The sequence below is a fragment of the Pseudomonas sp. S2_B10 genome (genome assembly GCF_054668425.1).
On record NZ_CP162768.1, the window covers coordinates 547113 to 567822 of the forward strand.

18 protein-coding genes are annotated in these 20710 nt (G+C 61.5%); 11 read left to right on the forward strand and 7 right to left on the reverse strand.

The window, feature by feature from the left end:
- Positions 1-110: 110 nt before the first annotated feature.
- From hydA to preA, 3 genes are all read left to right on the forward strand, one after another.
- Positions 111-1550 carry a dihydropyrimidinase gene (gene hydA, locus AB4O45_RS02275; protein WP_150635021.1) on the forward strand — a complete coding sequence of 480 codons (1440 nt, stop codon included), beginning with the start codon at positions 111-113 and terminating at the stop codon, positions 1548-1550.
- A gap of 155 nt (positions 1551-1705) precedes the next feature.
- A complete protein-coding gene (locus AB4O45_RS02280; RefSeq protein WP_460161016.1) occupies positions 1706-3073 on the forward strand; it encodes an NAD(P)-dependent oxidoreductase in 1368 nt (455 codons plus the stop codon).
- Complete coding sequence (gene preA, locus AB4O45_RS02285) at positions 3074-4348, forward strand: NAD-dependent dihydropyrimidine dehydrogenase subunit PreA (protein WP_460161017.1); 1275 nt, start codon at positions 3074-3076, stop codon at positions 4346-4348. It abuts the gene before it with no gap.
- A gap of 221 nt (positions 4349-4569) precedes the next feature.
- Here the strand turns inward: preA and AB4O45_RS02290 are convergent, their stop codons facing one another.
- Together AB4O45_RS02290 and AB4O45_RS02295 are read right to left on the reverse strand one after the other, a co-directional pair.
- Positions 4570-5190, reverse strand: coding sequence for a TetR/AcrR family transcriptional regulator (locus AB4O45_RS02290; RefSeq protein WP_130929674.1), 621 nt, complete (start codon positions 5188-5190; stop codon positions 4570-4572).
- A gap of 90 nt (positions 5191-5280) precedes the next feature.
- The gene (locus AB4O45_RS02295; protein WP_130929675.1) at positions 5281-6303 is read right to left on the reverse strand and encodes a hypothetical protein; all 1023 of its coding nucleotides are present in this window, start codon (positions 6301-6303) and stop codon (positions 5281-5283) included.
- A 280-nt stretch (positions 6304-6583) separates the two neighbouring features.
- Between AB4O45_RS02295 and AB4O45_RS02300 the strand changes: the two genes are divergently transcribed.
- Positions 6584-6865, forward strand: coding sequence for a hypothetical protein (locus tag AB4O45_RS02300; RefSeq protein ID WP_236168640.1), 282 nt, complete (start codon positions 6584-6586; stop codon positions 6863-6865).
- A 51-nt stretch (positions 6866-6916) separates the two neighbouring features.
- Here the strand turns inward: AB4O45_RS02300 and AB4O45_RS02305 are convergent, their stop codons facing one another.
- On the reverse strand, positions 6917-7123 hold the full coding sequence (locus AB4O45_RS02305; RefSeq protein ID WP_016775135.1) for a hypothetical protein: 207 nt from the start codon (positions 7121-7123) through the stop codon (positions 6917-6919).
- Positions 7124-7367: 244 nt separating this feature from the next.
- On the opposite strand from AB4O45_RS02305, the gene AB4O45_RS02310 reads away from it, so the two are divergent.
- The 4 genes from AB4O45_RS02310 (at position 7368) to paoC (ending at position 13164) form a co-directional block, all read left to right on the forward strand.
- Positions 7368-9122 (forward strand): L-lactate permease, encoded by a 1755-nt coding sequence (locus AB4O45_RS02310; RefSeq protein WP_041480863.1) that lies wholly within the window; start codon positions 7368-7370, stop codon positions 9120-9122.
- Between the two features lie 270 nt (positions 9123-9392).
- Positions 9393-10016 carry an aldehyde dehydrogenase iron-sulfur subunit PaoA gene (paoA, locus tag AB4O45_RS02315; RefSeq protein ID WP_150741064.1) on the forward strand — a complete coding sequence of 208 codons (624 nt, stop codon included), beginning with the start codon at positions 9393-9395 and terminating at the stop codon, positions 10014-10016.
- Positions 10013-10969, forward strand: coding sequence for an FAD binding domain-containing protein (locus AB4O45_RS02320; RefSeq protein WP_460161018.1), 957 nt, complete (start codon positions 10013-10015; stop codon positions 10967-10969). The genes paoA and AB4O45_RS02320 overlap by 4 nt, the downstream gene beginning before the upstream one ends.
- Positions 10966-13164: an aldehyde oxidoreductase molybdenum-binding subunit PaoC gene (paoC, locus tag AB4O45_RS02325; protein WP_460161019.1), complete on the forward strand. Its 2199-nt coding sequence runs from the start codon at positions 10966-10968 to the stop codon at positions 13162-13164. Before AB4O45_RS02320 ends, paoC begins: the two co-directional genes overlap by 4 nt.
- 324 nt (positions 13165-13488) lie before the next feature.
- Here the strand turns inward: paoC and AB4O45_RS02330 are convergent, their stop codons facing one another.
- Positions 13489-13965 carry a (R)-mandelonitrile lyase gene (locus AB4O45_RS02330; RefSeq protein WP_095180267.1) on the reverse strand — a complete coding sequence of 159 codons (477 nt, stop codon included), beginning with the start codon at positions 13963-13965 and terminating at the stop codon, positions 13489-13491.
- Positions 13966-14061: 96 nt separating this feature from the next.
- On the opposite strand from AB4O45_RS02330, the gene AB4O45_RS02335 reads away from it, so the two are divergent.
- Positions 14062-14955 carry a LysR family transcriptional regulator gene (locus AB4O45_RS02335; protein WP_056789167.1) on the forward strand — a complete coding sequence of 298 codons (894 nt, stop codon included), beginning with the start codon at positions 14062-14064 and terminating at the stop codon, positions 14953-14955.
- 6 nt (positions 14956-14961) lie between these two features.
- Here AB4O45_RS02335 and AB4O45_RS02340 read toward each other — a convergent pair whose 3' ends face one another.
- Positions 14962-15921: an aldo/keto reductase gene (locus AB4O45_RS02340; protein WP_177342728.1), complete on the reverse strand. Its 960-nt coding sequence runs from the start codon at positions 15919-15921 to the stop codon at positions 14962-14964.
- A gap of 111 nt (positions 15922-16032) precedes the next feature.
- On the opposite strand from AB4O45_RS02340, the gene AB4O45_RS02345 reads away from it, so the two are divergent.
- Positions 16033-16803, forward strand: coding sequence for an alpha/beta hydrolase (locus tag AB4O45_RS02345; RefSeq protein WP_056789165.1), 771 nt, complete (start codon positions 16033-16035; stop codon positions 16801-16803).
- Between the two features lie 133 nt (positions 16804-16936).
- Here AB4O45_RS02345 and AB4O45_RS02350 read toward each other — a convergent pair whose 3' ends face one another.
- A complete protein-coding gene (locus tag AB4O45_RS02350; protein ID WP_056789164.1) occupies positions 16937-17746 on the reverse strand; it encodes an OBAP family protein in 810 nt (269 codons plus the stop codon).
- 439 nt (positions 17747-18185) lie between these two features.
- On the opposite strand from AB4O45_RS02350, the gene AB4O45_RS02355 reads away from it, so the two are divergent.
- Positions 18186-18614, forward strand: a complete 429-nt coding sequence (locus AB4O45_RS02355) for a nuclear transport factor 2 family protein (protein ID WP_095180270.1) — start codon at positions 18186-18188, stop codon at positions 18612-18614.
- Positions 18615-18841: 227 nt separating this feature from the next.
- On the opposite strand, the gene mqo is transcribed toward AB4O45_RS02355, so the two are convergent.
- Complete coding sequence (mqo, locus tag AB4O45_RS02360; RefSeq protein WP_041480875.1) at positions 18842-20488, reverse strand: malate dehydrogenase (quinone); 1647 nt, start codon at positions 20486-20488, stop codon at positions 18842-18844.
- Positions 20489-20710: the final 222 nt, after the last annotated feature.

Genomic DNA, 20710 nt, shown 5'->3' on the forward strand with positions numbered 1-20710 from the left:
CGACTAGTTTCTATTCCTGACAGCGATGACAGGAATACGAACTGCGCCGCTGTACTTCAATAAAACATTTAGAACCGGCACAAGTCGGTCATGCCTGCGAGGAATCCGGAATGTCTCTGTTGATCCGTGGCGCCACCGTTGTTACCCATGATGAAAGTTACCGCGCCGACGTCTATTGCGCTGACGGCGTGATCAAAGCCATTGGTGAAAACCTCGACATTCCCGCCGGCGCAGAAGTGCTCGACGGCAGTGGCCAGTACCTGATGCCCGGCGGCATCGATCCGCATACGCACATGCAGTTGCCGTTCATGGGCACCGTTGCCAGTGAGGACTTCTACAGCGGCACTGCAGCCGGTCTGGCCGGCGGCACTACCTCGATCATTGACTTCGTCATTCCCAATCCGCAGCAATCGCTGATGGAAGCGTTTCATCAGTGGCGCGGCTGGGCGCAAAAGTCTGCGTCGGACTATGGCTTCCACGTCGCGATCACTTGGTGGAGCGAGCAGGTGCGCGAGGAAATGGCCGAGCTGGTCAGCCACCACGGCATCAACAGCTTCAAGCACTTCATGGCCTACAAGAACGCGATCATGGCCGCCGACGACACTCTGGTGGCGAGTTTCGAGCGCTGCCTGGAACTCGGTGCGGTGCCGACCGTGCACGCGGAAAATGGCGAGCTGGTCTATCACCTGCAACGCAAGCTGATGGCTCAGGGCATTACCGGGCCGGAAGCGCATCCGCTGTCGCGACCTTCGCAGGTCGAAGGTGAAGCCGCGAGCCGGGCGATCCGTATCGCCGAAACCATCGGCACGCCGTTGTACCTGGTGCACGTTTCCACCAAGGAAGCTCTGGACGAAATCACCTATGCCCGCAGCAAGGGCCAGCCGGTGTACGGCGAGGTGCTGGCCGGGCACTTGCTGCTCGACGACAGCGTCTATCAACACCCGGACTGGCAGACCGCCGCCGGCTACGTGATGAGCCCGCCGTTCCGTCCGCGCGGCCATCAGGAGGCGCTGTGGCACGGGCTGCAGAACGGCAATCTGCACACCACCGCCACCGACCACTGCTGCTTTTGCGCCGAGCAGAAAGCCGCCGGGCGCGACGACTTCAGCAAGATTCCCAACGGCACCGCCGGCATCGAAGACCGCATGGCAGTGTTGTGGGATGAAGGCGTCAACTCCGGACGATTGTCGATGCAGGATTTCGTCGCGCTGACCTCCACCAACACCGCGAAGATTTTCAATCTCTATCCACGCAAAGGTGCGATCCGCGTGGGCGCCGATGCCGATTTGGTGCTGTGGGATCCGCAAGGCACACGGACCATTTCCGCCAAGACCCACCATCAGCAGGTGGACTTCAACATCTTCGAAGGCAAGACCGTGCGCGGCGTGCCGAGCCACACCGTCAGCCAGGGCCGCGTGGTCTGGGCCGACGGCGACCTGCGCGCCGAACGCGGCGCCGGACGCTACATCGAACGGCCGGCCTATCCGGCGGTGTTTGATTTGTTGAGCAAGCGGGCGGAGTTGCACAGGCCGACGGCGGTGAAACGCTGACAGCCAGGCCTTCGGCCTTCGCGAGCAGGCTCGCTCCCACAGGTGAGCGCATAGCAAATGTGGGAGCGAGCCTGCTCGCGAAGAGGCCCTCCCTGACGCCATAAAACCACTGCCCACCAGAGGCAGCACCTCAATTAGCCATGAGGCCATGAACCGTGATCGAGACCCTGAACCACCTCCCCCACCCGCACGAAAGCGCGGCCGCTCTCGCCGGCCATTTCACTGATCTGGCGCCGCCGCTCAATGCCCGGCAGGCGCATCTGGAAGCCTCGCGCTGCCTGTATTGCTACGACGCGCCTTGCGTCAATGCATGCCCCAGCGAAATCGACATTCCGTCGTTCATCCGCAATATCCATCAGGACAACGTACAGGGCGCGGCGCAAAAGATCCTTTCGGCAAACATCCTCGGCGGCAGTTGCGCGCGGGTCTGTCCAACGGAAATCCTCTGCCAGCAGGCCTGCGTGCGCAACAACGCGCAGGAATGCGCACCGGTGCTGATTGGTCTGCTGCAACGCTATGCCGTAGACAACGCGCATTTCGCCGAACACCCGTTCCAGCGCGCCCCGGCCACGGGCAAACGGATCGCCGTGGTCGGCGCCGGGCCGGCCGGGTTGTCTTGCGCTCATCGCAGCGCAATGCACGGGCATGACGTGGTGATTTTCGAAGCACGGGAAAAGGCCGGCGGGCTCAACGAGTACGGCATTGCCAAGTACAAACTCGTCGACAATTACGCGCAGAAGGAGCTGGACTTCCTTCTGCAGATTGGCGGGATAGAAATCCGCCACGGCCAGAAACTCGGTGCAAACCTGACCCTGAGCGAACTGCATCAGCAGTTTGACGCGGTATTCCTCGGCCTCGGCCTGAATGCCAGCAAGCAACTCGGTCTGGCCCACGAAGACGCGCCGGGCCTGCTCGCCGCCACCGATTACATCCGCGAACTGCGCCAGGCCGATGACCTCACGCAACTGCCCTTGGCTGAACGCTGCATCGTTCTCGGCGCTGGCAACACGGCGATCGACATGGCGGTGCAAATGGCCCGCCTCGGCGCGCGCGACGTCAATCTGGTGTATCGCCGTGGTGCGGCAGACATGGGCGCCACCCACCATGAGCAGGACATCGCCAAAGCCAACCAGGTGCGGTTGCTGACCTGGGCGCAGCCGGAGCAAGTGTTGCTCGATGATCAGGGCCGCGTGCGCGGCATGCGTTTCGCCCGCACCGATCTGGTTGACGGGCGTCTGCAAACCACCGGAGAAACCTTCGAACTGGCTGCCGATGCGATCTTCAAAGCGATCGGCCAGAGCTTCGATGACAGCACCCTCAGCGATCCGTTGGCGCGCGAGCTCAAACGTCAGGGCGAACGCATCGAGGTCGATGAAAACCTGCGCACCAGCGTCCCCGGCGTGTATGCCGGCGGCGACTGCACCAGCCTCGATCAGGACCTCACCGTGCAAGCGGTGCAGCACGGCAAACGCGCCGCCGAGGCGATCAACGCTCAACTGATGCTCAACGTGGAGGCTGCGTAAATGGCCGATCTCTCGATAGTCTTCGCCGGTATCAAAGCGCCCAACCCGTTCTGGCTGGCTTCCGCGCCACCCACCGACAAGGCCTACAACGTGGTCCGCGCCTTCGAAGCGGGCTGGGGTGGCGTGGTCTGGAAAACCCTGGGTGAGGATCCGGCGGCGGTCAACGTTTCCTCGCGTTATTCGGCGCATTACGGTGCCAATCGCGAAGTGCTGGGCATCAACAACATTGAACTGATCACCGACCGCTCGCTGGAAATCAACCTGCGCGAAATCGCCCAAGTGAAGAAGGATTGGCCGGATCGCGCGCTGATCGTGTCGCTGATGGTGCCGTGTGTCGAGGAGTCGTGGAAACACATTCTGCCGCTGGTCGAAGCCACCGGCGCCGACGGCATCGAACTCAACTTCGGCTGCCCCCACGGCATGCCCGAACGCGGCATGGGCGCGGCGGTCGGCCAGGTGCCGGAGTATGTCGAACAGGTGACGCGCTGGTGCAAGACGTACTGCTCGCTGCCGGTGATCGTCAAACTCACCCCGAACATCACCGACATCCGCGTCGCTGCCCGGGCGGCGCATCGTGGTGGCGCCGATGCGGTGTCGCTGATCAACACGATCAACTCGATCACCAGCGTCGACCTGGACCACATGGTCGCCCTGCCCACCGTCGGCAGCAAAAGCACCCACGGCGGTTATTGCGGTTCGGCGGTCAAGCCAATTGCGCTGAACATGGTCGCGGAAATCGCCCGAGATCCGCAGACCCAGGGCTTGCCGATCTGCGGCATCGGCGGCATCGGCAGCTGGCGCGACGCGGCGGAGTTCATGGCGCTGGGCAGCGGCGCGGTGCAGGTGTGCACGGCGGCGATGCTGCATGGTTTCCGCATTGTCGAAGAGATGAAGGACGGCTTGTCGCGGTGGATGGACAGCCAGGGCTACGCCAATATCGCCGAGTTTTCCGGGCGCGCCGTGGGCAACACCACGGATTGGAAGTACCTCGATATCAACTATCAGGTGATCGCGAAGATCGACCAAGAGGCGTGCATCGGTTGCGGGCGTTGCCACATTGCTTGCGAAGACACGTCACACCAGGCGATCGGCAGTTCGAAACAGGCCGACGGTACGCATAAATATGAAGTGATCGATGAGGAATGTGTGGGCTGCAATCTGTGCCAGATCACCTGCCCCGTGGCCGACTGCATCGAGATGGTGCCGATGGACACGGGCAAGCCGTTTCTGGACTGGAATCATGATCCGCGCAATCCCTATCACGTCGCGGTTTAATTGATCGTTCCCACGCTCCTGCGTGGGAATGCAGCCCGGGACGCTCTGCGTCCCATTGGAACGCGGAGCGTCCCTGGAAGCATTCCCACGCGGAGCGTGGGACCGATCAAATCCATAATCGACACGGTCTTTCAGGTCGATGTACCTCTCAATACACCTCGGTCGGCCCCCTATCCCTCTGGGAGAGGGCTGGGGTGAGGGTAAGCCCTTGATGGTGCTCTTCAAGGCTCCAGCCCGATCCCGCGCAAAATCACAGCTGTCACGGTCTGCACCGCACGCTCGAACTGCATATCCGACAACGGCTGGTGATCATTGAGAATATTCACCTGATGATCAAAGTCGGCGTAGTGCTGGGTCGACGCCCAGATCATGTACAGCAAACCCGACGGCTCCACCGGCAGGATCCGCTTGTCCTCGACCCACTGGCGAATCTTCGCCTCCTTCATCTTCGCCCAGTCATACAGGCTCGCATCCAGCGCTTCGCCCAGGGTCGGCGCGCCGTGGATGATCTCGTTGGCCCAGACTTTCGAGCCATAGGGCCGGCTGCGCGAATGATTCATCTTGGCGCGGATGTAACTGCTCAGCACCACGCGCGGGTCGTCGAACATCTCGAAGCACAGCGCGTCCTGCTTCCACACTTCCAGCAGATCGAACAGCACTGCGCTGTACAGCTCGCTCTTGGTGCTGAAGTAGTAATGCAGATTGGAACGCGGCAACTGCACTTCGGCAGCGATGTCCGCCATGGCGGTGCTGCCGAAGCCTTTTTCGGCGAAAACCTTTTCCGCCGCCAGCAGGATTTTCTCGACGTTACTGCGGCGAATCTCGATCTTGTGATTGCCCATGTGGGCTCCCTGACAACAGCGTTGCGCAAGACTAGCATCCGCTCTGATCCGGGCGCGACCGCCGCCAACAAAACTTCACAGGTGCAGGCGCTATGGCACAGCGCTCACACCGATAGGCGTTGGTTCACTCACGCCCAAATTGCCTTCGACCTGCCCGGCCATGTGCAACGTGCCGGCCATCACCCCCGTGGTCGGATTTTGCAGCAGCTTCTGCCAGGCCTTGTCGAAGGTGTTGCCCAGGCTGCTGCGAATCAGCGCTTCACTGTCGGGGCGGTCGTTGGCCTGGATGATTGCGCGTATGCCGGCCACGCCGACCGAAATCATCGCCCCGGCCAGTTTCCCGGCTGCTGCCGCCACCGCACTGGCGGCGCCGCGCGGGGCCATTTCGGCTTCGATGCGCTGGCTGGCGCGCTTGGCCACCGGGGCCATGGCTGCTTCGGTGGAAGAGATGCCCTTGGCGCCGCCGTCGGTGTGGATCTTATCGATCAGCGCGGCGTACGCCGGGAGGGTGTTCAGCGGCTCGGTGCTGATGACTTTGAACAGCGAAGCATCCCGCGCCGGCGGCGGGCCGAGGGCGATGGCCGGGATCTTCTGCAAACGCCCGTTGAGCTGCGCCATCGGCACACCGTGACGCTGGGCGATGAGCGGCATCTGCTGCGCCATCAACTGCGCGTAGAACGCCGTGGCCTGCGCCAGGATCGCATCCGGATCGATCTCCACTGCTACCGGCGCGAGGACTTTTTCCTGATATTGCTCAAGCAGATACGCCGCCAGCCGTTTCGCCGAAGCATCCTGCTCACCGCCGGCGCTGATCGTGTACCAACTGACCTTCATCGACAGCCATTCCTGGGTCCAGTAGCTGCTGAACCAAGGGATGAAATTTTCTTCAGTTTGCTGATAGACCCGAGTGCGCCAATGTTCCATCGAGCCACGGGCGAACAGCTTGACCTGCTCGGTGGCCTGTTGCGATGCGCTGAGGATCTCGCGGTCGATCTGCTGCCAGGTTTGCGCCGACACCACCACCGCCTGCGGCGCGCTCACCGGCGCCCGAGCCGAGGAGGCGCAGCCGGCCAGCAGAAACAGTGCGGCGACGACCAGCGCGCGTGGGTTCACGGTGGTGGTGTCCTTTGGCTTGGGGAGGTGCAGGTTTGAGTATAGGCAGGTCAGTCGATTCCGATGCTGAAGGTTCCGGCCTCTTCGCGAGCAGGCTCGCTCCCACATTTGAAATGTGTTGCACCTGTGGGAGCGAGCCTGCTCGCGAAGGCGCCATCAGCAGCACCGCAAACCTCAACCATCACCACCATCGATATCCACCATCGCCACGATTGCCTTCCGCCCTCCCATGATGAAAGGCACGATTGACTCATCCGAAACACAACGAGGCGTTCACATCATGATCCACACCCAAGTCACCCTCTCCGTGAGTTTCCCGGTGTTCGGCAGCAACTACTACCAACAGCACGTCGTGCCGCGCAAGGCGCAGACACTGGTGTTCAACGAAGATTTCGACGATCTGCTGATGCCCGCCGCCAGCAATCATTTCAGCAATGAAGTGGTCGGCCTCAACGATCAGTTCCGTTTTCTGAGCGACATACTCGCCACCCATCTGCTCGATCACGAGGCCCCGGTGCCTGCGCGATCCCGCGTCCAGGCGAACGCTCGTTTTTTCAACTGAAGGCTGATGCACAGAGGGCGTTCCTTTAACGGGAACGCCCTCTGCTTTCAATCAGTCATCATCGCGATCACGGTGATAACGACGGCCATCGCGGCGGTCGTCATCGCGGTCGTCCCAACGCCGGTCATGGTCGTAATAGCGGCCGTGGTCGCGGTCGTAGTGCCGGCCATGCCGGTGGTCATCATCAAAATCCGCAATACAGCCGCTCAGCAATACGGCGGCGGTCACAGTGAGCAGCATCGTTGTCGCTTGCTTCATTCAACACTTCCCTAAAACCCAAGGTCTTGACGACGGAAATCGCCACGCTGCCCGCGTCTTCGGGACGCAGTGCGCGCAGCCGCAGATACGACCGGGCAAAAGCACGTTGATTCAGTGGCCACTATCGACCGTTGGTCGGCCCGTTCGCCATGCCCGAACGGCGGCGGAATGCCACCTATACTGCTTGCAACCAACCCCCATGCAATGGATCTGCGCCCTCAATAACAATAAGCAGAGGTGAACCATGGTCTGGCAGCAAATCTACGACCCGTTCGGCAACCCGGTGCTCTCCACGCTGATGGCCGCGGTGCCGGTGGTGGTGATGCTCGCGGCGCTGGCGTTCTTTCACGTCAAGGCACATCTGGCAGCCTTGCTGGCGCTCGCGTCCGCCCTGCTGATCTCGATCTTCGCCTTCGACATGCCAGCGGGCATGGCCGGCTCGGCCGCGCTGTTCGGCGCGGCGAATGGCTTGCTGCCGATCGGCTGGATCGTCCTCAACATCATCTTTCTGCATCGCCTGACCACCGAAAACGGTTCGTTCAAAGTGCTGCAGGATTCCCTCGCGCGCATCACCGATGACCGACGTTTGCAGTTGCTGCTGATCGCCTTCTGTTTCGGTGCGTTCTTCGAAGGCGCGGCAGGCTTTGGCACGCCGGTGGCGGTGACCGGTGCGATTCTGATCGGCCTGGGTTTTTCGCCATTGGCCGCATCCGGCCTAGCGCTGATCGCCAACACTGCACCCGTTGCTTTCGGTGCGCTGGGCACACCGATCATCACCTTGGCCAAAGTCACCGGGCTGGATGAGATGGAGCTGTCGATGATGGTCGGGCGGCAGTTGCCGTTCTTCTCGGTGCTGGTGCCGTTCTGGTTGATCTGGGCGTTTGCCGGGTGGCGCAAGATGCTCGAGGTGTGGCCGGCGATTCTGGTGGCCGGGGTGAGTTTCGCCATCCCGCAATTTCTCGTGTCCAACTACCACGGGCCGATGCTGGTGGACGTCATCGCTGCGCTGATTTCCATGGCCTGTCTGACGCTGTTCCTCAAGGTGTGGAAACCGGCGACGATCCATACCTCGGCGGCGCTGTCCGGGCGCGTCGACAACTCCAAGGTCGACGAAGAAACAGTCACCGCCAGCGCCGCGTTCAGCGATCAGGCGCGCCCGGCAGTGATGCGTGCGTGGATGCCGTGGATCATTCTCACGGTGTTCGTGTTTGCCTGGGGCACGCAGGGTTTCAAGAACATGTTCGATACGCGCCCGGTGATCGACCCGGTCACGCAGTCGGTCAAGCTCGACCCGCAAGGCAAACCGGTACGCGAGGCCAATCCGATCTTCGCCCCGGCGGTGACCTTCACCGGTCTGCATCTGCAAATAGAAAAAGTACCGCCGGTTGTCGCAGCGCCGAAAGCCGAGGAAGCGATTTACAAGTTCACCTGGCTGACCGCGACCGGCAGCGGGATCTTGCTGGCGGCGATCGTTGGCGGCTTGCTGATGGGTTATTCGATCCCGCAATTGATCAAGCAGTACCTGCGCACATTGTGGGTGGTGCGGTTTTCGCTGATCACGATTGCGGCGATGCTCGCGCTGGGCTTCCTCACCCGCTATTCGGGACTGGATGCGACCATGGGCCTGGCGTTTGCGGCGACGGGGATTTTCTACCCGATGTTCGGCACGCTGCTCGGCTGGCTGGGGGTGGCGCTGACTGGTTCCGATACCGCGTCAAACGTGCTGTTTGGCGGATTGCAACGGGTAACGTCGGAACAGCTGGGTATCAGCCCGGTGCTGATGGCGGCAGCGAACAGTTCCGGTGGGGTGATGGGCAAAATGGTCGACGCGCAGTCGATCGTCGTCGCCTCCACCGCGACCCGTTGGTATGGGCATGAGGGCGAGATCCTGCGTTACGTGTTCTTCCACTCGATCGTGCTGGCGATCCTGGTCGGCGGGCTGGTGACGTTGCAGGCGTATGTCGCACCGTTTACCTCGATGGTGGTGGGTGGGCCATAACTGCAAAACACAACTCCACTGTGGGAGCGAGCCTGCTCGCGAAGAGGTCGGCACATCCAGCAGCGGCTGGGTCTGACCCGACGCTTTCGCGAGCAGGCTCGCTCCCACAGGCCAATTGATGAGTTCAGCACATAACTCTTTAGCGCAAATCCGACAAAACCTTTTCCCTCCCGCTGCGGTCACTCCTTTTACGAGACTGGCATGCATGCCGGCGCGCCCGTTTGGGCCTTTTGCAATCCTGCCGCCCGATGAGAGACAAGGAATCGAACCATGCCGATTTCCCGACGCAACTTCATGATCCTCGGCGCCGTAACCGCGACGGCGTTCGCTATGCCCCCCTTTATCAGCCTCAAGGCCTACGCGGCCAGTCTGGAGCAACCGGCCATGAGTCAAGTTACCCTGCGAGTCAACGGTAAACCGCAAACCCTCGAAGTCGACACCCGCACCACCCTGCTCGACGCCCTGCGCGAACACCTGCACCTGACCGGCACCAAGAAAGGCTGCGACCACGGCCAGTGCGGCGCCTGCACGGTGATCGCCGACGGTCGGCGGATCAATTCCTGCCTGACCCTGGCGGTGATGCACGACGGCAGTGAGGTGACCACCATCGAAGGCCTCGGCATGCCGGACAAGCTGCACCCGATGCAGGCCGCGTTCATCAAGCACGACGGTTACCAGTGTGGCTATTGCACGCCAGGGCAGATCTGCTCGGCGGTCGCGGTGCTCAAAGAGATCCGCGACGGCATTCCCAGCCACGTCAGCCCGAGCCTGACCGAGCCGCCGAAACTGATCGCCGCCGAACTGCAGGAGCGCATGAGCGGCAATATCTGCCGTTGCGGCGCTTACTCGAACATCATCGAAGCCATCACTGAAGTTGCGGAGGTGCCGGCATGAGAGCCTTCAATTACAGCCGCGCCGACTCACCTGCGGCAGCCGCTTCCCAGGCTGCGCACGTCGAAGGCGCCAAGTTCATCGCCGGCGGCACCAACCTGCTCGACCTGATGAAACTCGACATCGAAACCCCAGTCCACCTGATCGACATCAACCACCTCGGCCTGGACCAGATCGAAGCCACACCCGAAGGCGGACTGCGCATCGGCGCGCTGGTGCGCAACACCGATCTGGCCGCCGACGCGCGCGTGCGCAAGGACTACGCCCTGCTCTCCCGCGCCTTGCTCGCCGGGGCTTCCGGACAGTTGCGCAACATGGCGACCACCGCCGGCAACCTGCTGCAACGCACCCGCTGCCCGTACTTCTACGACACCCACCTGGCCTGCAACAAACGCAATCCGGGCAGCGGCTGCGCGGCGATCGGCGGGGTCACCCGGCAGCTGGGGATCATCGGCGTCAGCGACGCTTGCATCGCCACCCACCCGAGCGACATGGCCATCGCCATGCGCGCGCTGGATGCGCAGATCGAAACGGTCAAGCCTGACGGCAGCACGCGCAGCATTGCCATGGCCGATTTCCATCAGTTGCCGGGCGGCACGCCGCACATCGAAACCAGTCTCACGCCCGGCGAATTCATTACCGCCGTGACCCTGCCGGCGCCGGTTGGCGGCACGCACATTTATCACAAGGTGCGGGATCGCTCGTCTTACGCGTTTGCCCTGGTCTCGGTCGGTCTGATCCTGCAAAAGGACGGCACCGGCCGCGTCGCCGTCGGCGGCATTGCGCCGAAACCGTGGCGGGTCGAAGCCGCTGAAGCGTTGCTGCCCAAGGGTGCCAAAGCAGTCAGTGAACGCCTGCTTGAAGGCGCGACGCCCACCGATGACAACCAATTCAAACTGACACTGGTCGAGCGCACGCTGGCCTCGGTGTTGGCGCAAGCGAGGGAAACCGCATGAAATTCGACACGCCCGCCACCACCAATCCCATCGACCGCCTGAAGGTCGTCGGCCAGCCCACCGAGCGCGTCGAAGGCCCGCTGAAAACCAGCGGCCAGGCCACTTACGCCTACGAACAACATGAAGCGGCGGCCAATCAGGCCTACGGCTTCATGGTCGATTCGGCGATCGCCAAAGGGCGGATCAAAGCCATTCATCTGGGCGAGGCCAAAGCGGCGCCCGGCGTGCTCGCGATCGTTACTGCCGAGAATGCCGGCAAGCTCGACAAGGGTGATTACAACGCTGCGCATCTGCTCGCTGGTCCCGAAGTGCAGCATTACCAGCAAGCCGTTGCATTGGTGGTTGCCGAGACCTTCGAACAGGCGCGCGCCGCCGCGCAATTGGTCAAGGTCGATTACGAAACCACCGAGGGCAAGTTCGATCTGGCCAGCGTCAAAGACCTCGGCGTCGAGCCGAAAGACGAGCTGCCGGACGTCAATCACGGCGACTTCGACAAGGCCTTCACCGCCGCACCGGTGCAGTTCGATCAGACCTACACCACGCCAGACCAGTCCCACGCGATGATGGAACCGCACGCCACACTGGCCGCGTGGAAAGGCGATCAACTGACCGTGTGGACATCGAACCAGATGGTCGCCTGGAGTGTCGGCGACATTGCGAAAACCCTCGGCCTGCCGAAGGAAAAAGTGCGTTTGGTCTCGCCGTACATCGGCGGTGGTTTCGGCGGCAAGCTGTTTATTCGCGCCGACGTGATCCTCGCCGCTCTCGGCGCGCGCATGGCGGGGCGGCCGGTGAAAGTCGCCCTCGCCCGCCCGCAAATGGCCAACAACACCACCCATCGCCCGGCAACGATTCAGCGCATCCGCATGGCCGCCACGGCGGACGGCAAGCTGACCGCCATCGCCCATGAAGGCTGGTCAGGCAACCTTGCTGACGGCAAGGTTGAACTGGCCGCGCAACCGAGCCAGTTGCTCTACGCCGCAGAAAACCGCCGCGTCAGCATGCGCCTCGCCCCGCTCGACCTGCCCGAAGGCAACGCCATGCGCGCGCCGGGTGAAGCGCCGGGGCTGATGGTGCTGGAAATTGCCATGGACGAAATGGCCGAACAGCTGAAGATGGACCCGGTGCTGTTCCGCATCGCTAACGACACTCAAGTCGACCCGGTGAAAACCGAGCGGCCGTTCTCCCAGCGTCAACTGGTCAAATGCCTGCAGATCGGCGCGGAGAAATTCGGCTGGGATCAGCGCAAGGCGCAACCGGGCAGCCGTCGTGAAGGCCGTTGGCTGATCGGCATGGGCGTGGCGGCGGCGTTTCGCAACAACCTGCTGGTCAAGTCCGGAGCCCGTGTGCGCCTGGAGCGTGACGGCAAAGTCGTCGTCGAAACCGACATGACCGATATCGGCACCGGCAGCTACACGATCATCGCGCAGACCGCTGCCGAGATGATGGGCGTTGGTCTCGATGATGTGGTGGTGCGTCTGGGTGATTCGAACTTCCCGGTTTCGGCTGGTTCTGGCGGTCAGTTTGGTGGGAACTGCTCGACCTCGGGCGTCTATGCCGCCTGTGTGAAACTGCGTGAAGCGGTGGCGCAGAAGCTGGGGCTAGCGGCGGATCAGGCGGAGTTCGCCGGTGGTCAGGTGCGCGTCGGCAGCAAGAGCCTGCCGCTGCGCAACGCGGCTGAAGGCGGCGCACTGGTCGGCGAGGACAGCATCGAATTCGGTGATCTGGCCGAGAAATATCAGCAATCGACCTTCGGCGCGCATTTCGTCGAAGTCGCCGTCGATGCTGCCACTGGCGAAGTTCGCGTACGGCGCATGTTGGCGGTGTGCGCTGCGGGGCGGATCCTCAACCCGACGTCGGCGCGCAGTCAGGTCATCGGCGCGATGACCATGGGCGTCGGCGCGGCATTGATGGAAGAACTGGCGGTGGACAAGCGCCTGGGCTTTTTCGTCAACCATGACCTCGCCGGGTATGAGGTGCCGGTGCACGCCGACATTCCACATCAGGAAGTGATTTTCCTCGAAGAAACCGACCCGATTTCATCGCCGATGAAGGCCAAAGGCGTGGGTGAATTGGGGATTTGCGGCGTGAGTGCGGCGGTGGCGAATGCAATCTACAACGCCACCGGCGCGAGGGTGCGGGAGTATCCGATTACGCTGGACAAGATTCTTGATTCGTTGCCGGAGATGATCTGAAGCGAAAAGCCCCTCACCCTAGCCCTCTCCCAAAGGGAGAGGGGACCGATCCGGGTATATTCAGGATGTGCAGCGACGTGAAAGTCTTTCTGTGTATCCATAATCGCAACGGCAAGTTCAGGTCGATGCACATCGCAAGACACCTCGGTCGGCTCCCACTCCCCCGGGAGACGCCTGGGGTGAGTCGCATGCTGTTAGCGCACCTGCATGGGGTGCTAGGGGTCGAGTGGATTCACCACCACGCTTGCAGAATGCCGAACGTCTCGAGCATCCCCCCATCGGCTCCCTCTCCCTCGGGAGAGGGCTGGGGTGAGGGGCGCGGTTTCACTCGGTCTTCGGATATTGCTCATCACCGACCTGCTCCATCCAGTCCACCACCTTGCCATCCAGCACTTCGGCAATCGCGATATGACTCATCGCCGTCGTCGGCGTTGCCCCGTGCCAATGCTTGGCGCCCGGAGCAATCCACACGGTATCGCCCGGCCGGATTTCCCGCACTGGCTGCCCCCACTCCTGCACGAACCCTGCCCCCGAGGTGACGATCAATGTCTGCCCCAGCGGATGGGTATGCCACGCCGTTCGCGCGCCAGGCTCAAACGTTACGGTCGCGCCACTGACCCGCGCCTCGTCGGTACCTTTGAACGGCGCATCCACCCGCACCGTGCCGGTAAACCAGTCAGCCGGGCCTTTGGCCGACGGTTGCGAGCCATTCGGTGTGACCGTGACACGCGGATTTTCAGTGGCATACACCTCGCCAGCCAGCAGCGAAAGCGTCAGTGCAGAAGCAGCAATCGGGTTCATGGCTTTTCCTCCAATAAATGATGCAAGCACTGTAGCGATCCGCACTCTTTGGATAATCGACTAGAATCCGAAAAAACTTATGCAGGACGATCATCAATGCTCCGGGAAAACGCCACCGACCTGCTCGCCTTTCTCGCCGTCGCCCGTGAACGCAGTTTCACCAAGGCCGCAGCCAAACTCGGCGTGTCGCAATCGGCGCTCAGCCACACCATTCGCAGTCTCGAGGCGCGACTCGGCCTGCGCCTGCTGACCCGCACCACGCGCAGCGTGTCGCCGACCGAGGCCGGCGAACACTTGCTGCAAACCATCGGCCCGCGCTTCGACGAAATCGAAGTGGAACTGGCCGCCCTGAGCAACCTGCGCGAAACCCCGGCGGGAAAGATCCGCATCAGCGCCACCGACCATTCGCTGAACTGGATCCTGCGTCCGGTGTTGCAGGATTTCCTGCCGCAGTACCCGGATGTGTCCGTCGAGGTTTGCTGTGACTATGGCTTCGTCGACATCGCCGGCCAAGGCTTCGATGCCGGTGTGCGCCTGGGCGAAGACGTCGCCCAAGGCATGATCGCCACCCGTATCGGTCCGGACATGCGCATGGCGGTGGTCGGCTCACCCGCCTACTTCGCCCGGCGCCCTGCGCCGCAAACCCCGCGCGACCTGACCGACCACGCCTGTAACAACCTGCGCCTGCCAACCAATGGCGGACTGTATTCGTGGGAGTTCGAAAAGGATGGTGAAAGCCTCAAAGTGCGCGTCTCCGGCCAGGTCACCCTGAATGGCGTGTACCCATTGCTCGACGCCGCGCTGGACGGTTTCGGTCTGAGCTACATCCCGGAAAACGTCGTTGCGCCGTTTCTGGCGGACGGTCGCCTGGTCCAGGTGCTGGGAGACTGGTGCCCGGCATTTTCCGGTTATCACCTGTACTACCCGAGCCGACGCCAGGCAGCGCCGGCGTTTGCGTTGTTGCTGGAGGCGTTGCGCTATCGCGGTTGACCCGGCTCAGCCCAGCAACGCAATCAACTGATGCCGCTGCGCATCGGTCAGCATCGGCCCAAAACCGGCTCCGGCGTTGTCAGCCATGTAGCGCGGATTGCTGGTCCCCGGAATCACACAGGTCACCGCCGGGTGCGCCAGGAGAAATTTCAGTGCCAGTTTCGGCCAGCTGTTGACCTGTACATCCGAGACCCAGGCCGGCAGCGGCTTGCCTTTGAGCCGGGCGAGCAGATCACCGCCGCCAAACGGCCGATTACAAATCACTGCCACGCCACGCTCGCGGCACAGCGGCAGGATGCGTTTCTCGACCGCGCGATCATCGAGGGCGTAGTTGATCTGCAGAAAATCCAGCTTTTCGGCTTTCAGCACGGCCTCGACCTCGTCATAGGCCGACGAGGTGTAATGGGTGATGCCGATGTAGCGAATCCGCCCCTGCTCCTGCCATTCGCGCAGGGTCGGCAAATGGGTTTGCCAGTCGAGCAGATTGTGAATCTGCATCAGGTCGATGCGTTCGGTTTGCAGCAGACTGAACGACTGCTCCATCTGCGCGATGCCTTCCTCGCGCCCGCGCGTCCACACCTTCGTGGCGAGAAACGCCGGCGAGCGCGGTTCGTGGATCGACAGCAATTCACCGGTGGTCTGCTCGGCGCGGCCGTACATGGGTGAGCTGTCGATCAGCGTGCCGCCCTTCCTGAACAGCGCCTCGAGGACGGCGGGCAATTGCCGGTAAACCGGATCGCCCGGCGCGACGTCGAAACCGCGATAGGTGCCCAACCCGACCATGGGCAGTGCCTCGGAGCTGGAAGGGATGGCGCGGGTCTGCATGGTCTGGTCTCCTGCCGTGGGCGGCGCAGTGGCGGTCGGCGGTACGCTGCTGGCCAACGCCCGATCAATGGTGAACAGCGCCGCAGCCTGGGCAGCCAGGGTGAGCAAGCGGCGGCGGGAATAACCCTCAGTGTGGCGCATGCGAGTCCTCCTGCTGCGCGGATCTGTTGCATGGTGTGTGCGCCGGCTGTCAGGCACAGTCGCTGAACTACACTGCCACAGCCAACCTCTCTCCCCGTTAAAAGTAGCCGAATGTCCCGAACCCTGATGTCACTCGTCGTTTTCATTGTTGCCGTTTACCTGGTGCTGTGCGCCGCGCTGTTCGTGTTTCAGCGCTCGCTGATCTGGTTTCCCCAGCCTGCCGCCGTGGTTGCAGCGGATTCGCGATTGAAACTGTCGATGCCGGATGCCGAGGTCTGGGTGACTGACCGAGAGCGCAGCGGAACGCGGGCGCTGATCTATTTCGGCGGCAATGCCGAGGACGTCTCGCGAAATCTGCCGGAATTCGCCGAGGCGTTTCCCGACTACGCGCTGTATTTCCTGCATTACCGGGGCTTTGGTGGCAGCACCGGCTCGCCATCGGAAGCCGCGATTGCCGAAGATGCGCTGGCGCTGTTCGATCAGGTGTATGCCAGCCACCCGCAGATTGCAGTCATCGGACGCAGCCTCGGTTCGGGGGTGGCGGTGCGCCTGGCCAGTCAGCGGCCGGTGCAGAATCTGATCCTGGTGACGCCGTTCAACAGCCTTGAGGAAATCGCCGAACGGCAATACCCGTGGGTGCCGGTGAAGTGGTTGCTCAAGGATCGTTTCGAATCAGGCAAATACGCGGCGCATATTCGCGCACCGACGTTGCTCTTGGCGGCCAGTGATGACGAAGTGATTGGACGCAGCAGTACGCAGCGGCTGTTCGAGCGTTTTCCTGCGGGCGTGGCGACGCTGAAGGTGGTGCCGGACTCGGGGCATAACTCGATTTCCGAGCGCGAGCAATATTTGCAGTGGATTGTGGATGTGTTGAATCGCTGAAGGATGTAGCGATCAAACGGACGCCATCGCGAGCAGGCTCACTCCTACAGGGGGAACGCATTTCAAATGTAGGAGTGAGCCTGCTCGCGATGACGCCGGTACAGACAACACCATTTCCAGCTACTGTCCAAAGCTAAGGCTGACTGCCGCTCCGGGCATTTTCATCGCCAGAGGTGGCCGAGCGCGGCGTGACGTGCTGATGCCCGGTCGGGTCGTTGAGCTGCACGGCGTTGCCCTTCTGCCACGCATCAGCCCCCGTTGCGACAGGCGCCGGTTTGATCCCGGCACGAGCCTTTTTCTTTTCGGCACTGTCGATGCCCAGACGCTGATCGCGCTGGCGGACCATTTGTGCATCGGCCTGACCGTCAGCGGTAAAGCCCATCATCAACTGCGGCACGCCCAGCGGCAGTTGCTTGTCCTGATCGGTGTGCCAGGTGTGCCAAGTCTTGCCGTAAGTATTGGCGAGTTTTTCCATCAGGCGCTTTTCCGCCACTTGCGGGATGCCCGGCGCGACCAACTGGCCAGAAGTCACCTCGTGAGCATGGCTGTGCCACAAGGCTTTTTCTTTTGCCGGCAATTGCGTAAACAGGCGCTGACTGATGATGTATTCCACGCCCATCAACTTCGCTTCAGCCGTGTTGCCGTCGTAGATCACGCACTGGAACACTTCCTCATTGAGCGCCGAGCAGTAATGGTGCGCTTCCATCTGCGCGCCGGGATGACCGTTGTAAAAATGAAAGCCATCAAGGTACATGTTCAACGCGCGGATCGGCGGTTTGTCCTGCAACCACTGCGCGCCGACTTCGAGCATTTCAGTATCGGAGGCCTTGGCCTGACCCGGTGTCTGCACCGGTGACTCGGTGTTGCTCATCGCGCAACCAGTCAGCGCGGCGACCATCAAACCAATGGGAACCCAACGTCCCTGCGAGGTTGTCGTACGCATGTTTCACTCCTCGAACTTCTGTAACGGGCGCATGCTGGCCCTGTTCTGCAACTGAAAGCAGGAGAACGGCGGAGTTCGAAAAAATGCGCGCGGATCAGACTGGAGAGATCGTCGCCAGCACGCCGATCAGAATGGTCAAGGTCAGAAAGCCGCCGAGAAAAATTGCCATCTTGTACATGTCGCGCTCCTTGATGCGGGGTGGGCGGTGCACCGGACGCTTCGGGATGAGGTCGGAGGGTGATTGGCCGCACTGCCGGGGCATTCTGAGCCTGTGGCTGTACTGAATACAGAGGCAGATGAAACAGAAAAATACGGATCAGATGCGCATCTGATCCGCTTCGGGCATGAAGCGGTATTCAGGCTGAGACTTGGGGATTCACTTTCGGTCCGGTTGATCTACAGTCATTGCCGACCGACAACAATAAAAACCGGAGTGACCATGCCCGACCTTGCCTTGCAGCCCAACGTCGCCGCATCCCTCGCGCGCTGGCACGAGATGATCCGCAGCGGCAATCTCAAAGCCCTGCCCGAACTGCTCGATCCGCAAGCTGTGTTCCGCTCGCCCATGGCCCACACGCCCTACCCCGGCGCACCGGTGGTGGCGATGATCCTCAACACCGTGTTTGAAGTCTTCGAAGATTTCGCCTATCACCGCGAGTTGGCGACGGCGGATGGCCTGAATGTGATTCTCGAATTCAGCGCCAGGGTCGGCAGCAAGGAACTCAAAGGCATCGACATGATTCGCTTCGATGAGCACGGCAAGATTGTCGAGTTTGAAGTGATGGTACGGCCGCTGAGCGGGTTGCAGGCACTGGGCGAAGAAATGGGTCGGCGCCTGGGGGCCTACCTGGCGAACGCGAAAGCCTGACCCTACCGAATGTAGGAGCTGACGAGTGCAACGAGGCTGCGATCTTTTGATCCTGATCTTGATCTTCAAACGTCAAAGTCAAAGTCAAAGTCAAAGTCAAAGTCAAAGTCAAAGTCAAAGTCAAAAGATCGCAGCCTCGTTGCACTCGTCAGCTCCTACAGGTCCGGCGTATAAAAAAACCCACTGACCGTCGCCGGTTCAGTGGGTTTTGTGTGTCAGGGTTCTGCTTACAGAGCCATGTCACGTGCAGCGTTTTCCTTCGGCGCTACGGCTTTGTCAGCCGCAGGTGCCGCCGGAGCAGCTACCTGACCGATCGCTGGAGGCGTCGGCAGTTCGAGGATTTTCGCGGTGTAAGCCCACTCTGCAGCCACTTTGGCCGGATCGCTGTTCAGCTGGGTGCCGTAGCTCGGCACGATCTGGTGCAGCTTGGTCTGCCACTCAGGGGTTGCGACTTTGTCTTTGAAGACTTTCTGCAGCACGCTCAGCATGATCGGTGCAGCAGTCGACGCGCCTGGCGATGCGCCCAGCAGGCCGGCGATCGAGCCGTCTTGCGAAGCAACGATCTCGGTGCCCAGTTTCAGCACGCCGCCAGCGGCTTCATCACGCTTGATGATTTGTACGCGCTGGCCGGCTTGCCACAGACGCCAGTCTTCGGCCTTGGCGTTCGGGAAGTATTCCTTCAGCGCGTTCAGGCGGTCTTCATCCGACAGCATCAACTGCCCGGCAAGGTACTCGACCAGCGGGTATTCCTTGATGCCGACCTTGGTCATTGGCCAGATGTTGTGGGTGGTGGTGCTGGTCAGCAGGTCGAAGTACGAACCTTCCTTGAGGAACTTGGTGCTGAAGGTCGCGAACGGGCCAAACAGAATGACGCGCTTGCCATCCAGAACACGGGTGTCCAGGTGCGGAACGGACATCGGTGGCGCGCCAACCGAAGCCTTGCCGTAGGCCTTGGCCAGGTGCTGCTCGGCAATCGTCGGGTTCTCGGTTACCAGGAACGAACCGCCAACCGGGAAGCCTGCGTATTCCTTGGCTTCAGGAATGCCCGACTTCTGCAGCAGGTGCAGAGCACCGCCGCCAGCGCCGATGAACACGAACTTGGCGTCGGTTTCGGTCTTGGTACCGTCCTTGAGGTTTTTGTAGCTCACACGCCAGGTGCCATCGGCGTTCTTGGTGATGTCTTCGACTTCGCTCGACAGTTTCAGATCGAAGTTGGGTTTGGTTTGCAGGTGAGCGGCGAACTGGCGGGTGATTTCGCCGAAGTTCATGTCCGTACCCAGCGGGCTCCAGGTGGCCGCGATTTTCTGGTTCGGGTCACGCCCTTCCATCATCAGCGGTACCCACTTCTTGATCACAGCCGGATCTTCGGAATACTGCATGCCAGCGAACAGCGGGCTCGCCTGCAGGGCTTCGTAGCGCTTTTTCAGGAACTTGATGTTGTCATCGCCCCACACGAAGCTCATGTGCGGAGTGGTGTTGATGAACGAACGAGGGTTCTTCAGCACGCCCTGCTGAACCTGCCACGCCCAGAACTGACGGGAAACCTGGAACGCTTCGTTGATCTCGACAGCTTTCGGGATCGTTACGTTGCCCTTGTCGTCTTCCGGGGTGTAGTTCAGCTCGGCAAGAGCCGAGTGACCGGTACCGGCGTTGTTCCAGCCGTTGGAGCTTTCCAGGGCGACGCCATCGAGGCGCTCGACCATTTCCATCGACCAGGTCGGTTCCAGCTCATTGATCCACACACCCAGGGTGGTGCTCATGATGCCGCCGCCGATCAGCAGGACGTCAACTTTCTTGGCTTCGGCAGCATTGGCAGACGACATCCCCATCGCCAAAGCCAGACCGAGCAAGGCTGTGTTCACTTTCTTAAACATCTGTTGCACCTATGATAAAACGCCTTCCGCCCGTCGTTGTTATCAGTCTGCGTTGCGCTTTGTTGACGCTCAGGCTGGCGTCGCGCAATCCGGCACACTTCAATATTGACGGGTGGGCACACAAGGCCGACATGTGGCATCGACCTCAGTTAATGTCCCTTCTGAACTGACTTCTTATCGTTATTGGCTTCAGCTGCTTGAGCGACAGGGATCCCGTCGGCC

What these genes read in the sequence shown, in the direction of transcription:
- hydA (WP_150635021.1), top strand. Translation starts at nt 111, where the DNA reads ATGTCTCTGTTGATCCGTGGCGCCACCGTTGTTACCCATGATGAAAGT.
- preA (WP_460161017.1), top strand. Translation starts at nt 3,074, where the DNA reads ATGGCCGATCTCTCGATAGTCTTCGCCGGTATCAAAGCGCCCAACCCG.
- AB4O45_RS02290 (WP_130929674.1), bottom strand. Translation starts at nt 5,190, where the DNA reads ATGGGCAATCACAAGATCGAGATTCGCCGCAGTAACGTCGAGAAAATC.
- AB4O45_RS02300 (WP_236168640.1), top strand. Translation starts at nt 6,584, where the DNA reads ATGATCCACACCCAAGTCACCCTCTCCGTGAGTTTCCCGGTGTTCGGC.
- AB4O45_RS02305 (WP_016775135.1), bottom strand. Translation starts at nt 7,123, where the DNA reads ATGAAGCAAGCGACAACGATGCTGCTCACTGTGACCGCCGCCGTATTG.
- AB4O45_RS02310 (WP_041480863.1), top strand. Translation starts at nt 7,368, where the DNA reads ATGGTCTGGCAGCAAATCTACGACCCGTTCGGCAACCCGGTGCTCTCC.
- paoA (WP_150741064.1), top strand. Translation starts at nt 9,393, where the DNA reads ATGCCGATTTCCCGACGCAACTTCATGATCCTCGGCGCCGTAACCGCG.
- AB4O45_RS02320 (WP_460161018.1), top strand. Translation starts at nt 10,013, where the DNA reads ATGAGAGCCTTCAATTACAGCCGCGCCGACTCACCTGCGGCAGCCGCT.
- paoC (WP_460161019.1), top strand. Translation starts at nt 10,966, where the DNA reads ATGAAATTCGACACGCCCGCCACCACCAATCCCATCGACCGCCTGAAG.
- AB4O45_RS02330 (WP_095180267.1), bottom strand. Translation starts at nt 13,965, where the DNA reads ATGAACCCGATTGCTGCTTCTGCACTGACGCTTTCGCTGCTGGCTGGC.
- AB4O45_RS02335 (WP_056789167.1), top strand. Translation starts at nt 14,062, where the DNA reads ATGCTCCGGGAAAACGCCACCGACCTGCTCGCCTTTCTCGCCGTCGCC.
- AB4O45_RS02340 (WP_177342728.1), bottom strand. Translation starts at nt 15,921, where the DNA reads ATGCGCCACACTGAGGGTTATTCCCGCCGCCGCTTGCTCACCCTGGCT.
- AB4O45_RS02345 (WP_056789165.1), top strand. Translation starts at nt 16,033, where the DNA reads ATGTCCCGAACCCTGATGTCACTCGTCGTTTTCATTGTTGCCGTTTAC.
- AB4O45_RS02350 (WP_056789164.1), bottom strand. Translation starts at nt 17,746, where the DNA reads ATGCGTACGACAACCTCGCAGGGACGTTGGGTTCCCATTGGTTTGATG.
- AB4O45_RS02355 (WP_095180270.1), top strand. Translation starts at nt 18,186, where the DNA reads ATGCCCGACCTTGCCTTGCAGCCCAACGTCGCCGCATCCCTCGCGCGC.
- mqo (WP_041480875.1), bottom strand. Translation starts at nt 20,488, where the DNA reads ATGTTTAAGAAAGTGAACACAGCCTTGCTCGGTCTGGCTTTGGCGATG.